Annotated in this window: 17 protein-coding genes; 6 read left to right on the top strand and 11 right to left on the bottom strand. The window is 69.9% G+C overall.

Going from position 1 to position 12,812, the window contains the following annotated elements; translation table 11 throughout:
- Positions 1–90 precede the first annotated feature (90 nt).
- Genes K0M70_RS01975 through K0M70_RS01965 form a run of 3 tightly spaced genes read left to right on the top strand, consistent with a single transcriptional unit; the run spans position 91 to position 2,228 of the window.
- Complete coding sequence (locus K0M70_RS01975) at positions 91–1,197, top strand: DUF4340 domain-containing protein (RefSeq protein ID WP_290778585.1); 1,107 nt, start codon at positions 91–93, stop codon at positions 1,195–1,197.
- Entirely contained in the window at positions 1,194–1,544 is a 351-nt protein-coding gene (locus K0M70_RS01970) for a DUF423 domain-containing protein (RefSeq protein WP_290778582.1), read from the top strand. The genes K0M70_RS01975 and K0M70_RS01970 overlap by 4 nt, the downstream gene beginning before the upstream one ends.
- Positions 1,545–1,553: 9 nt before the next feature.
- A complete protein-coding gene (locus K0M70_RS01965; RefSeq protein ID WP_290778580.1) occupies positions 1,554–2,228 on the top strand; it encodes a DNA-3-methyladenine glycosylase 2 family protein in 675 nt (224 codons plus the stop codon).
- Between the two features lie 10 nt (positions 2,229–2,238).
- Here the strand turns inward: K0M70_RS01965 and K0M70_RS01960 are convergent, their stop codons facing one another.
- The 7 genes from K0M70_RS01960 to K0M70_RS01930 all read right to left on the bottom strand — a co-directional run bounded on the left by K0M70_RS01960 (position 2,239) and on the right by K0M70_RS01930 (position 6,210).
- Positions 2,239–3,030 carry a M15 family metallopeptidase gene (locus K0M70_RS01960; protein WP_290778577.1) on the bottom strand — a complete coding sequence of 264 codons (792 nt, stop codon included), beginning with the start codon at positions 3,028–3,030 and terminating at the stop codon, positions 2,239–2,241.
- A 40-nt stretch (positions 3,031–3,070) separates the two neighbouring features.
- A complete protein-coding gene (locus K0M70_RS01955) occupies positions 3,071–3,277 on the bottom strand; it encodes a hypothetical protein (protein WP_290778575.1) in 207 nt (68 codons plus the stop codon).
- Between the two features lie 36 nt (positions 3,278–3,313).
- Positions 3,314–3,850, bottom strand: a complete 537-nt coding sequence (locus tag K0M70_RS01950) for a hypothetical protein (protein WP_290778573.1) — start codon at positions 3,848–3,850, stop codon at positions 3,314–3,316.
- On the bottom strand, positions 3,847–4,026 hold the full coding sequence (locus tag K0M70_RS01945; protein ID WP_290778571.1) for an Arc family DNA-binding protein: 180 nt from the start codon (positions 4,024–4,026) through the stop codon (positions 3,847–3,849). Before K0M70_RS01945 ends, K0M70_RS01950 begins: the two co-directional genes overlap by 4 nt.
- Before the next feature lie 3 nt (positions 4,027–4,029).
- Positions 4,030–4,338, bottom strand: a complete 309-nt coding sequence (locus K0M70_RS01940; protein ID WP_290778568.1) for a hypothetical protein — start codon at positions 4,336–4,338, stop codon at positions 4,030–4,032.
- Between the two features lie 7 nt (positions 4,339–4,345).
- The gene (locus K0M70_RS01935; RefSeq protein ID WP_290778567.1) at positions 4,346–5,209 is read right to left on the bottom strand and encodes an SPFH domain-containing protein; all 864 of its coding nucleotides are present in this window, start codon (positions 5,207–5,209) and stop codon (positions 4,346–4,348) included.
- A 95-nt stretch (positions 5,210–5,304) separates the two neighbouring features.
- Positions 5,305–6,210, bottom strand: a complete 906-nt coding sequence (locus K0M70_RS01930; RefSeq protein ID WP_290778565.1) for a hypothetical protein — start codon at positions 6,208–6,210, stop codon at positions 5,305–5,307.
- Between the two features lie 120 nt (positions 6,211–6,330).
- On the opposite strand from K0M70_RS01930, the gene purT reads away from it, so the two are divergent.
- Entirely contained in the window at positions 6,331–7,530 is a 1,200-nt protein-coding gene (gene purT / locus K0M70_RS01925) for a formate-dependent phosphoribosylglycinamide formyltransferase (protein ID WP_290778563.1), read from the top strand.
- 19 nt (positions 7,531–7,549) lie between these two features.
- Here the strand turns inward: purT and K0M70_RS01920 are convergent, their stop codons facing one another.
- Genes K0M70_RS01920 through K0M70_RS01905 form a run of 4 tightly spaced genes read right to left on the bottom strand, consistent with a single transcriptional unit; the run spans position 7,550 to position 11,035 of the window.
- A complete protein-coding gene (locus K0M70_RS01920; protein WP_290778561.1) occupies positions 7,550–8,767 on the bottom strand; it encodes an endonuclease/exonuclease/phosphatase family protein in 1,218 nt (405 codons plus the stop codon).
- A 45-nt stretch (positions 8,768–8,812) separates the two neighbouring features.
- Positions 8,813–9,523 (bottom strand): arginyltransferase, encoded by a 711-nt coding sequence (locus tag K0M70_RS01915; protein WP_290778558.1) that lies wholly within the window; start codon positions 9,521–9,523, stop codon positions 8,813–8,815.
- Positions 9,524–9,527: 4 nt separating this feature from the next.
- Positions 9,528–10,373: an archaetidylserine decarboxylase gene (asd, locus tag K0M70_RS01910; protein WP_290778555.1), complete on the bottom strand. Its 846-nt coding sequence runs from the start codon at positions 10,371–10,373 to the stop codon at positions 9,528–9,530.
- Positions 10,370–11,035, bottom strand: a complete 666-nt coding sequence (locus K0M70_RS01905; protein WP_290778552.1) for an SCO family protein — start codon at positions 11,033–11,035, stop codon at positions 10,370–10,372. The genes asd and K0M70_RS01905 overlap by 4 nt, the downstream gene beginning before the upstream one ends.
- Before the next feature lie 81 nt (positions 11,036–11,116).
- Between K0M70_RS01905 and prmB the strand changes: the two genes are divergently transcribed.
- Together prmB and aroC are read left to right on the top strand one after the other, a co-directional pair.
- Positions 11,117–12,037, top strand: coding sequence for a 50S ribosomal protein L3 N(5)-glutamine methyltransferase (prmB, locus tag K0M70_RS01900; RefSeq protein WP_290778549.1), 921 nt, complete (start codon positions 11,117–11,119; stop codon positions 12,035–12,037).
- Between the two features lie 6 nt (positions 12,038–12,043).
- On the top strand, positions 12,044–12,812 hold a 769-nt coding region (gene aroC, locus K0M70_RS01895; RefSeq protein WP_290778545.1), incomplete at its 3' end, for a chorismate synthase.

The raw sequence follows: 12,812 nt of genomic DNA, 5'->3' as shown, positions 1-12,812 counted from the left end.
ATCTTGGGCATGCCGCTGCTGGTGGTGCTGGTGGCGCTGCTGGTGGCCTGGCGTCGCTGGCAGCGCCGCCGCGCGGCGGTGGCCTGAACCATGCGCGCGCGGACCCTGCTGCTGCTGGCGCTGGGCGTGCTGCTGGCCTCGGGCCTGGCCTGGTGGCTGGTCGAGCGCCAGGCGCAGGGCGACGCGGTGTCGGAAACGATCGCCTTGCCCGGGTTCGCCGGGCGCGTGGACGCCGTCGACCGCATCGAGGTGTTGGGCGCCGGCGCCAACCCGCTGGTGTCGATCGAAAAGCGCGACGGCCAATGGCTCATGCCCGATCGCGACGGCTGGCCGGCCAACCAGCGCGAAGTGGGCAGCGCCCTTTTCCGGCTGGGCCAGGTGCGTCGCATCGAAGCCAAGACCGCCGATCCGGGGCGCCATGCGCGCCTGGGCGTTGAAGACGTTTCCGCCGCCGATGCCAAGGGCACGCAGCTGGTGCTGTCGGGCGGCGCCGGCGAGCCCGTCCGGGTCACCGTGGGCAACAACCATCCCACGCTGGGCGGCAGCTATGTGCGCCTGGGCGACCAGGCGCAGGCCTGGCTCCTGGACGAGGACATCGCCCCGGCGCGCAGCGCACCCGACTGGCTCGACCGCCGCCTGCTGGACCTGCCGATGGCGCGGATTGACCTGATTCGCGTCACGCCCGCGAAGGGGCGGGCGTTCGTTCTGTCGCGCGTGGACGATCGCTTCAGCCTCGACGGCCTGTCGCCCAACGCGATGGCCGACCCCGACGCCGGCAACACCACGGCGCAGTTCACCCAACAGCTGCCGCTGGACGACGTGGCCAAGGACACCGGCGCCGCGGCAACCCAGACGGCGGTGTTCGAAACGCTGGACGGCCTGCGCATCACCGTGGCCGCCTGGCCGCAGGATGCAGGCACCTGGGCGCGGTTGGCCGTGGAGCTGGATGAAGACCGCGCGGCGGCGTGGTTCGCCAAGCCGCCGGCAGCGCCCGGCGTGGAACCGGACGGTGCCGCCGCCGACAGCGCTGGCGTCGACGCCGCCAAGGCCGCGCCGTCCGAACGCCGCCTGGCCGACCTGCGGACCCAGGTGGATGCGTGGCGGCAGTCATTCGCCGGTCGTCAGTTCCTGCTGCCCGCCGAGCAGGCGCAGGCGCTGATGCGCTCGCGTAACGACTACCTCGACGGCACCCGATGAGCCGCCTGCTGCGCGCACTGGCGGCATTCGGCGCGCTGGCCTGCGCGGTGTCGGTGGGCCTGGGCGCGTATGCGTCGCATGGCCTGGACGGCGATGCGGCGCGGCGGGTCGGATTGGCCGCGCTGTTCGGCTTCGGGCACGGTGTTGCGCTGCTGCTGCTGGCGCCCGCCGCCGGTGCCCGGCTGCGCACGGCCGCGCTGTGCGGCCTGGCGCTGGGCGTGCTGCTGTTCTCAGGCAGCCTGTTGGCCGCGGTGTTCCTGTCGGCGCCCACCGTGCTGGCCCCGACCGGCGGCATGCTGATGATGCTGGGCTGGCTGGCGCTGGCCGTCGACGCGCTTCGTCGCTGAGCCGTCAGCATGGCGCGCTACGTTCGCGGATTCGATCTGGAAATGGCCGCCGCCCACCTGGCCAGGCGCGACCGCAAGCTGGGCCGCTGGATCGAGCGCATCGGCCCGCTGGACGTGGCCGCGGCGTGGCGCAAACCCTTCGACACCACCGACTCGCTGGCGCGCGCCATCCTCTACCAGCAGCTGTCGGGCAAGGCCGCGGCCACCATCGTCGGGCGCGTGGAAGTGGCCATCGATGCGAAGAAGCTGCATGCCGACACCCTGTGCCGGGTGGACGACGCCGCGCTGCGCGCCTGCGGCGTGTCGGGCAACAAGACGCTGGCGCTGCGCGACCTGGCGGCCCGCGCCGCGGTCGGCGAAATTCCCTCGTCGCGCGAGATGGCCGGCCTGCATGACCTCGAGATCATCGAGCGGCTCACGGCCGTGCGCGGCATCGGCCGCTGGACGGTGGAGATGATGCTGATGTTCCACCTGGGCCGTCCCGACGTGCTGCCGGTGGACGACCTGGGCGTGCGCAAGGGCGCCCAGCTGCTGGACAAACTCGACGAGATGCCCAAGCCCAGGGCCTTGGCCGAGCGCGGCGAAAAGTGGGGGCCTTACCGGACGCTGGCGGGCCTGTACCTCTGGCGTATTGCCGACGGCGCGGCGCCGGCCAGGCCGGCCGTGAAGCGTTCGCAGGATTGACCGCAGCGGCTCAGGCCGCGCTATGCCAGCGCCAGTGCCAAGGTTCGTAGGTGATGCCGTGCGGGTTGTCGCGCGGGTAACTCATGGCGAAGCCGAATTCACCCGCACGGGCCTGTAGCCAGGCGAAGGCCGTCGTGGCCTCGAAGCTTTCTTCCGCCGGCGGTTCGCCCGGGGCACCGATGTCCAGGGCCACGCCGCCATGGTGTTCGCTGAAGCCGGGCGCGGCGTTCACCGTCAGTATTTCGTCCACCGACAGGCCGCGGGCCAGCTTGCGCTCGAAGATGCCCAGCTGGTAATCGTGGCTGCGGTAACCCGAGATAGCCTGCAGCGCGATGCCGTCGGCCAGCGCGGCCACGCGCATGCGGCGCCAGGCCTGCGCGGCCGGCGCCAGCAGCCACAGCACGCGGCGGTAGCGGTCGAGGCCGGCGAACTCCAGCCGGCAGGGCTCGGCGAACAGCGCCAGGCCGGTGCTCTCCCCGTAGCCTTCGTCCAGGCCCAGCAGCTGCAGGCGTTCTACCAGCCCGTCCAGCGGAAGATGCAGGGCCACGCCCGCGCGCTCGGAGGGAATTTCCAGCGCCGACAGCGCTTCGCCCAGCCCCGGCTCACGGCCCAGCCCGGGCACCAGCGCGTGCAGGCGGCCGCCGCCCAGGGCGGCCAGGAAGCGGCCATCGCGCTTACGACGGAACACCCAGTCGGCCCGCGCCATCGCGCGTGCATCTGCCGAGGCGCGGGCGCGCAGCAGGCGTGCCGGCCAGGCCTCCACGAGGGTGCTGTTGCTGAGGTGCCAGTCGAGGGCGCGCATGTTGCCAGCTTAGCGGCGCGAAGGGGGCGCCGGGAAGCGATCAGTCGCCGCCGCCATCACCGCCGCCGTCCTGGCCGCCACTGTCGGCGGCACCTTTGCGCGACCCGCCCGCGTCGTCGCCGCCCACCGACGTCGTGGAGCCATCCTGGCGAGACTTTGCTTTCGTGCTGGCCGAACCGCGCTTGAGGATCATCATCACGACGAAAAGCGAGATGAAGACGGCGAAAAGACTGATGGCTATGGCCATGGCGGCACTCTGTGCGGGGAATGCGACGGGAAGATGTCAGGCGGGCGGGCGCCGCAGGATGTCGAGCACGGCCTGCGGATGCTCCAGGCCCAGCAGCCATATCCGGCCGTCGGCGTGCGGCAGGGCCAGCACCTTGGCCGGGTCGGTGACCAGGCAGAAAGCCTTGCGCCGGTCGCGAAGCCGGAAATGGCCGGCCATGAGGCCGGGCATGCCCACGCCGTTGGTCTTGAGCAGGGGTTTGAGCTCGGTGTGCTCGCGCAGGTCCACCACGCGGGCCTGGTCGAGCGCGAAGTCCGACACGGGCGCGCTGCGGGTGTAGTAGGTCGCCTTGACCCGCAGATGCCTGCCGTCGAACGTGGCCTGCCGGCGCCACAGCGGCAGCACCAGGCCCAGCGTCAGCAGGGCCACCAGGCCCTGCACCGCCAGCATCACCACCGGCGACAGCGCGCCGCGGTCCACCTGCAGCACCGCGACGACGGCGATGATGATCGGCAGCACCGCGGCAAACAGCACCGCCAGCACGACGGGTGCCTTGCCGAGCGGTGAAAGGGCGAGTCGTCGTTCGCTGTTCATGACTGGGGTTCCTCATCGGAGTCGGGCGCGCGAAGACGGCCGCCTTTGCGCAGGGCGTCGCGCAGGACGTATTCGATCTGGGCGTTCACCGATCGCAGCTCATCGTCGGCCCAGCGCTGGATGGCCTCCAGCACGTCGGCGTTGATGCGCAGCGGGTAGGCTTTTTTCTCCGCCACCGGTCAGGCCCTGGCCGCCCGCAGAAGGGGCAACATTCCCAGCGTGGAAACCAGCACGACGGCGCCAACCGCATAGGGCACCATGGAAATCACTCGCGCCTCGGGCAGCACCATCACGCCGATTCCCAGCAGCAGCACCAGTGCATCCACGGCGATCAGGTAGGTTCCGAGCGCGACCCGCATGCGATCCGGATTCCCGGAATTGGCAAGCGACGCGGGACGCCACTTGCCCATCAGCAGCGCCAGGCCCAGCCCCAGGCCGGGCAAGGCGCTGAATACCGCGACCATGCCACCGATCAGCATCGTGTCCATGGCGGACTCAGTAGATCGAGCCGGCGTTGACGATCGGCTGCGTGCCGCGCTCGCCGCACAGCACCACCAGCAGGTTGCTGACCATCACCGCGCGGCGTTCCGGGTCCAGGTCCACGACCTTGCGGGCCGAGAGCTGCTCGAGCGCCATCTCCACCATGCTCACCGCGCCTTCGACGATGCGGGTGCGGGCGGCGATGATGGCCCCGGCCTGCTGGCGCTGCAGCATGGCCTGGGCGATTTCCGGGGCGTAGGCCAGGTGGCTGATGCGCGCTTCGGACACGTGCACGCCGGCCTGGGCCAGGCGCTCCTGGATTTCCTCGGTGAGGTGCTTGGCGATCTCGGCGGCGTGGCTGCGCAGGGCGATGGTGCCGTCCTCGTGCTGGTCGTAGGGATAGCTGGTGGCCATGGCGCGCAGGGCGGCCTCGGACTGGATGTGCACGAAGCTTTCGTAGTCGTCCACGTTGTAGACGGCCTCGGCCGAGTCCACCACCTGCCACACCACCACGGCGCCGATTTCGATCGGGCTGCCGTCCAGGTCGTTGACCTTGAGCTTGCCGCTTTCGAAGTTGCGCACGCGCAGGCTGATCTTCTTGGCCGAGTAGAAGGGGTTGTTCCAGCGCAGGCCCTGGTCCTTCACGGTGCCGATGTACTTGCCGAACAGGCTCTGCACCGCCGCCTGGTTGGGTTCGACCATGTAAAAGCCGGCGACGGCGAACAGCCAGGCCACGCCGAGCAGCAGCCCGGCGACGATGAGCCAGGCGGACTGGTCGCGGATGCCCATGACGAAGACGGAGACGATGCCGACACCGGCCAGCAGCAGGCCGATCAGGGTGGGAATGCCGGAGATGGAGCGCAAGGACTGTTCTTTCATGGTGGATCTCCCGAGTGGTAATCGGAAGATATCACAATGATATCAGTCTGCAATGGGCCGAACGTCAGGTGCGCCGGATGGGGCGGTGCAGCCGCTCAGTCGGCCGCCTTGGCCTTCATTTCAACCCGGTAGCGGAACAGGGGTGAAGGCAGCTGCTCGCTGGCGATGAACATTTCCTGCCCGTCGAGTGAAAACGCCAGCGCCTCGGCCTGGGGGATCCAGGGAAGGCTCAGGTGGGGCAGGCTGGCGGCCAGGGCCCGCTTCCAGCTTTCATCGCGGCCGCGCACCAGGAAATGGATCGACCGGTAGCTCAGCACCGCCAGCACGCGGCCGTTGGGGCTCAGGTCGGCGGCGGTGATCTGGGCGCGGTAGCGGCCGTACAGCGGGCTTCGCGCCAGGTCGCCCGCATCGGGCTGTTGGATGCCGGACAGGGTGCCCAGCTTCTCGGCGACCGCCTCGCTGCCGTCGTTCTTCAGCGGCACCCGGAACAGTTGGGCCGGCACGCGCTTCTTGGACACCAGCAGTATTTCGCCCCGCACCGGGTCCACGGCCGCCGCCTCGCAGTCGCGCGGGCCGTCGGGCCAGCGGAAGCGCACGGTCCAGGCCAGGGTGGCGGGCCCGGTGAGGTCGCTGGGTTCTTCGAAGACGTGCAGCGCCAGGTCCTGGCGGATGCCACCGTTGTCGCCGGTGTCGGAGACCAGCAGGTAGTTCCGGCCGTCGAGTTCGAACGACGCCAGGTCTTCCCAGTCGACGTTCTTCGCGCCCACCACGTCCACGCTGGCCTGGTGCCGCCCGCGGTCATCCATCAAGTGCAGCTGGGCGGTGTTGCCGCTGTCGTTGATGGCCCAGTAGCGCCCCGGGTGCGTGCGCGAAGCCGCCAGGCCGCTGATTTCGTCCATGGCCTCGTGGGTCACCAGGCCAGCGAGTTCCGGGCTGCCCCAGCGCGCGGCAAGGCTGGGGTCGGACAACAGCAGGGCGAGGGACAGCAGGATCCGTTGCATGGGCGAGGCTTCCTTGACGGCCCAGCATGCCAGAAACCTCGCGGCCGCAGAACCGCCGGGAGCGGCCGGGCGGACTGGCTACAATGGCCAACCCTCTTCCACGCCAGCGCCGCCAACGCCATGACCGACTCCCGCTCCATCACCCTGGGCACGCCCCTTTCGCCGCGGTCGCGCCGCGTGTTGCTGCTGGGTTCGGGGGAGTTGGGCAAGGAGGTGGCGATCGAGCTGCAGCGGCTGGGCGTGGAAGTGATCGCGGCCGACCGCTACGACAACGCCCCGGCCATGCAGGTGGCGCATCGCAGCCACACCTTGAACATGCTCGACCCCGCCGCCCTGCGCGACCTGGTCGCACACGAAAAGCCCGACCTGGTGGTGCCTGAAATCGAGGCCATCCACACCCAGACCCTGGTGGAGCTCGAGTCGGACCACGGCCTGCACGTGGTGCCCACCGCACGCGCCGCGCGCCTGACGATGGACCGCGAAGGCATCCGCCGACTCGCTGCCGAAACCCTGGAACTGCCGACCTCGCCGTACCGCTTCGTGGACACCCACGAGCAGTACCTGGCCGCCATCGCCACCATCGGCTTGCCCTGCGTGGTCAAGCCGGTGATGTCGTCGTCGGGCAAGGGCCAAAGCACGGTGCGCACGCCCGACCAGGTGGACGCGGCCTGGCAACATGCCCAGACCGGTGGCCGGGCCGGGCAGGGGCGCTGCATCGTCGAGGGCTTCGTGGCGTTCGACTACGAAATCACCCTGCTGACCGTGCGCCATCGCGACGGCACCAGCTACTGCGACCCGATTGGCCACCTGCAGGTGGACGGCGACTACCGCGAAAGCTGGATGCCGCAGCCGATGTCGGCGCTGGCACTGCAGCGTTCGCGCGACATCGCGCGCCGCATCACCGACGACCTGGGCGGCTGGGGCGTGTTCGGGGTGGAGCTGTTCGTGCGTGGCGACGACGTGTGGTTCAGTGAAGTCTCGCCGCGCCCGCACGACACCGGCCTGGTAACGTTGGTGTCGCAGGAGCTCAGCCAGTTCGCCCTGCACGCGCGCGCCATCCTGGGCTTGCCTATTCCCAACATCGCCACCCTCGGGCCTTCGGCATCGTGTGCGGTGTTGGCCACCGGGCACGGCGTGCCCGAATTCCATCACGTGGACGCGGCCCTCGTGGAGCCCGATACCGCGCTGCGGCTGTTCGGCAAGCCGCGCGTGGAAGGGCACCGGCGCGTGGCCGTGACCCTGGCGCGGGACGTTGACGTGGACAGCGCACGCGCCAAGGCGCGCCGCGCGGCGGCGGCGATGAAGGTTTCATTGGTTTGAGGCGGCGCGCCGCCCCGGCTCACTCCGGGGTGGCGAGGTCCACCCAGACCAGGCGGTGGTCGGTGGCGTCCAGCCATGCGGCGCCCGTTTCACCAGGACGCGGCCAGAACACGCCGCTTGCCTGCACCGGCAGGCCCACCGACGGCAGCACGTAGTCCACGCGGAAATTGCCGTTGCGCGGGCCGAAAGACGCGGTGTCGTGCGCTGGGCTGGATTTATGCGAGGCATTGCCCGGGCTCGTCGCGGCATCGGCTGCGGCGCCGTCGCTGCGCGGCGTGGCGTAGCGCACCACACGCGCGTGCTCCAGCAGCTGGTGGATGGTGCCGGGCAGGCTGCCGCCGTCGGCGGGGTCGGCGTTGTAGTCGCCCGCGATGACGAAGCGCGCATCCGCATCCAGCCCGCCGCAGCGGCCGGCGTCGTCGCAAAGCCACGGCTTGTCGCCGGGCGTGACGTACTCCGCCCAAAGCCTGATCTCGTCGTGGTTGCGCGCGGCATTGCGGCGCTCGGGGCCGTCGAACACCGGCGGCGTGGGATGCGCCGCCAGCAGATGGATGCGGCCCAGCGGCGTGTCGATCGGCACGTCCCAGTGCGACTTCGAACTCAGGCGCAGCTTCGACCAGACGTCGGCCGGATAAAACGCGCGGCCGTCGGGATGCCTGGGTTCGAGCGCGCGGGGCATCGTGCTCCAGCGCAGCAGGCGGAAAGTGCGAACGGCGTCGGCATCGATGGGGTGCCTGGACAGCACCAGCATGCCGTACTGCCCGGGATGCAGGCCGTAGCCCCAGGCGTCGTTGCCGTGGAAGCGGCCTTCGCCACCGATGCGCCCGTCCTGGTCCAGGTCCAGGCCGCTGGGCACGCCGGTGTTCACTTCGGCCAGGTAGCGGTAGGGGTAGGTGATGGCCTGTTCGCCCAACTGACCCACGCCGAGGTAGCGCTGCTGGAAGAGCGTCGCCGCCCGGCCCGCCGGGTCGTAGTCGAATTCGTTGAGAAGCAGCACGTCCGGGCGCAGGTGCTGGATGGTCGCGGCGATCCGGCGCGCGTCCTCGTCACCCTCGTCCAGGCGTGCGATCAGCCCGCCGTGCGTTTCGTCGTACAGCGACGTGTTGAAGGTGGCAAAGCGCAGGGGCATGGCGGCGGTCACCGGTGGGGCGCTGGCGGCGGGCCGGGCATCAGTGGCGCTTTGGCAGCCGGCCAGCCACAGGGCCAGGAAGGCCGCGGTAAGAAGGGGAATTCGCATGGACGCGATTGTGCCTCAAGCCCCCGGTCGCGTCAGTGCCCGGGCTCATGCCGGCATGGGCCGCCACTGCGTTCCATCCAGGAACTCCAGTGGGCGGTATTCGCGCTTGTAGGCCATCTTTGGGTGGGCGTCCAGCCAGAACCCCAGGTACACGTGCCGGCGCCCCTCGTCGCGCGCCCGCTGCACCTGCTGCAGGATGGCGAACCCGCCCAGGCTGCGATGGGCGTGCTCGGGGGCGAAGAAGGTGTACACCGCGGAAAGTGCATCGGGAACCGCGTCGGTGACCGCCACGGCCACCAGCTCGCCCTCCAGCCGGAATTCCATGAAGTCGGTCGGGCTCCATGCGCACGCCAGGAAGGCATCGAAGTTTTCGGGCCCGGGCTTGTCCATGCCGCCGCCCACGTGGCGGGTGTCGAGATAGCGACGGTACAGGGCGAAGTTTTCCGCCGTACGCACCGCCGGCGCCACGCCTACCTGCAGGTCGGCGTTGCGGGCCAGGCAGCGTCGCTGGCTGCGGCTGGCCCGGAAGGTTTCCACCGGGATGCGCACCGAGATGCAGTCGCGACAGCCGTTGCAGTACGGACGGTAGACATGGCCGCCCGAGCGCCGGAAGCCCATGGCCAGGGCGCGCGCGAAAACGGACGGCAGCTGCGGGTCGGTCGGGTCGACGATGAGGTCGCGCGCCAGCCGTTCGGGCCAATACCCGCAGGCATGCTCGACGGTCTGGAAAAGGCGGATGGCGTGTTGGCTTCCCACTGGGTCAGGCGCGGTGGACCTGGCCGAGGCGCTGGCCCACGCGGGTGAGGGTTTCGGTGGCGAAGCTGTCCAGCTGCACGGCGTCGCGGGGGAACAGCAGGACGACGGTGGAGCCGTAGTTGAATCGCGCCATCTCCGCGCAGCGGTCCAGGGTGATGCCCTGGCCGCGCCAGTCGCGGCGCACCGGGCGGTGCGCGTAGGGCGGAATTTCCTCGCCGTTCCATACCGATTCCACGCCCGACACCAGCAGCGCGCCGACCATCACCGAACACATCGGTCCGAACTCGGTTTCGAAGTGGCACACCAGGCGCTCGTTGCGCGCGAACAGCCGGGGAATGGCCTGCACGCCCCAGGGTGAGACGGTGAACAGGCGGCCCGGCACATGCAGGGTTTCCACCAGCGTGCCCGACCAGGGCATGTGCACCCGGTGGTAGTCGCGCGGGGACAGGTAGATGTTGGCGAACCAGCCGTCGGCATAGGGTGCCGCCATCGCCTCGTTGCCCAGCAGCTCGGCGGCGGTGAAGGACTGGCCCTTGGCCTGGAAGATGCGGCCGGCCTCGATGCGCCCGGCCTGGCTGATCTTGCCGTCGGCCGGCATCACCAGCGCCGAGGCATCGGGGTCCGCTGGGCGCACGCCGGGCTTGAGTGCGCGGGTGAAAAAAGCGTTGAAGTGCAGGTAGTTGGTCGGCACCGGGTCGGCCGCGTCGGCCATGTCCACGTTGAACTTGCGCACCACCAGCTGGATCAGCCAGTTCTTGAACCAGGGGGTTCGCGTGCGCGCCACGCCGTAGGCCAGCCGCGACAGCAGGCGGTGTGGCAGCAGGTACTGCAGCATCACCTTGGGGCTCATGGGGTGGCCTTCGACAGGGCAATCAGGTCCGCCGCGATGTCGGCGGGCACGAAGGGCGGGCGGACGATGCCGGCCTGGCGGCCGCGCGGGTCCAGCAGCACCAGGGCCGTGGAGTGGTCCATGGTGTAGTCGCCCGCCTCGGTGGGCACCTTCATGTAAACCATGCCCAGGCTGTTGGCGAAGGCCTGCAGCGCCGGTTCGGGCAGGGTGGCGGCGAGCGTGTCGGGGTTGAAGTAGGCCGCGTAGTCACCGGTTTTCGCCGGCGTGTCGCGCTCCGGGTCCACCGACACGAACAGCACCTGTGGCCGAAGGGCCGGGTCCAGGTCGAGCCAGAGTTTCTGCACCTGCGCCAGCTCCGACAGCGTGGTCGGGCAGATGTCGGGGCAGTGGGTGAATCCGAAGAACACGATCGTCCACCGGCCCTGGAGCTCTTTGGCCGACAGCGCCGTGCCATCGGACTGTTCGAGCGCGAAGTCGGGCACGGCGCGCAGCTGCGGGAACAGGCGCACGGTTTTCATGGTGGCCGGGTCCACGGCGGGACCTTCCACCGGCGCCGGCGCAGAGGCCGCGCGCTGTGGCCCGAACATGACCTGGGCGGCCCACAGGCCGAGCCCGGCCGCCAGTGCGGCCACGAGGATGAGCAGGGTGGTGCGGTTGAACACGGCGGTTCCGACGGCAGGGGCGGGAGGCAATTATAGCCGGCGCGCGGCTATACTCAGCGCATTGCAAGGGATTTCAAGAACATGCCGGCCGAACTTGCCACCATCGTTGACTTCATCCGCTACGGCACCAGCCGCTTCGGCGCTGCGGGCCTGAGTTTCGGCCACAGCCACGACAACGCCCTGGACGAGGCCACCCAGCTGGTGCTGTTTGCCCTGCACCTGCCGCCCGACCTGGGCCCGGCCTACGGCCAGGCCCGCCTGGTGGCCGAAGAGAAAAAGGCCGTGCTGGCGCTGTTCGAGCGCCGCATCAAGGAACGCATACCGGCCTGCTACCTCACGGGCGAGGCCTGGTTCGCCGGGCTGAGCTTCAAGACCGATCCGCGCGCACTGGTGCCCCGCTCGCCCATCGCCGAGTTGATCGAGTCCGGCTTCGAACCCTGGCTGGGCGGCCGCGAGGTCCATCGCGCGCTGGACATGTGCACCGGCTCGGGCTGCATCGCCATCGCCACCGCGCACTACCACCCGCACTGGCAGGTGGACGCGGCCGACTTGAGCGAAGACGCCCTGACGCTGGCGCGCGAAAACATTGAACGGCTTGAAACCGGCAACGTGCGCCTGGTGCACTCGGACCTGTTCCGCAACCTCGACGGCGAGGTGTATGACCTCATCGTCACCAACCCGCCGTATGTCACGCACGCCGAAACCGACGCGCTGCCGCCCGAGTATTCGCACGAGCCGGAGATGGGTCTGCGCGCCGGCGACGATGGCCTGGACCTGGCGCTGGAAATCCTGCGCGATGCGCCGCGCCACCTGTCGGAAAACGGCCTGCTGATCTGCGAAGTGGGCGAGAGCGAGCACGCGCTGGCGGCGCTCCTGCCGGAGGTGCCGTTCGCCTGGGTGGAGTTCAAGGTTGGGCAGATGGGCATCTTCGTGGTCGAGCGCAGCGACCTGGTCGAGCACCACGCCCGCATCAAGGCGCTGGCCGACGCCAGGCGGGTCTGACCGGGCATGAGTGACAACAGCTTCGGCCGACTGCTGCGAGTCACCACCTTCGGCGAAAGCCACGGGCCGGCCATTGGCTGCGTGATCGACGGCTGCCCGCCCGGCATCGCCATCGCGCCGGAAGATTTCCGCGCCGACCTCGACCGCCGCGCCACCGGCAAGAGCCGCCACACCTCGCAGCGCCACGAGGCCGACGAGGTCGAGATCCTCAGCGGCGTCTACGAGGGCCGCACCACCGGAGCGCCCATCGGCCTGCTGGTGCGCAACACCGACGCGCGCAGCAAGGACTATTCCAAGATTGCCGAGCAGTTCCGTCCCGGCCACGCCGACTACACGTACTGGCAAAAGTACGGCGTCCGCGACCCGCGCGGCGGCGGCCGCAGCTCCGCCCGCGAAACCACCATGAGGGTGGCGGCGGCGGTGGTGGCCAAGCGCTGGCTGGCGGAAAAGTACGGCATCACCGTGCAGGGCCACGTGTCGCAGCTCGCGCACCTCCGCCCGCGCGGCTTCGACGCCTCGGCCATCGAAGGCAATCCCTTCTTCTGGCCCGACGCGTCCCAGGTGCCCGAACTCGAGGCCTTCATGGACGCGCTGCGCAAGTCGGGCGACTCGGTCGGCGCCCGCGTGGACGTGGTCGCCCGCAACGTGCCGCCCGGCTGGGGCGAACCCATCTACGGCAAGCTCGACGGCGACCTGGCTGCGGCCATGATGTCGATCAACGCGGTGAAGGGCGTCGAGATCGGCGCCGGCTTCGCCGCCATCGAACAGAAGGGCA

This window comes from Arenimonas sp., from assembly GCF_019459675.1.
GTDB lineage: Bacteria > Pseudomonadota > Gammaproteobacteria > Xanthomonadales > Xanthomonadaceae > Arenimonas.
Note: the sequence above shows the minus strand (reverse complement) of the source record. Positions and strands in the feature narration are given on the sequence as shown.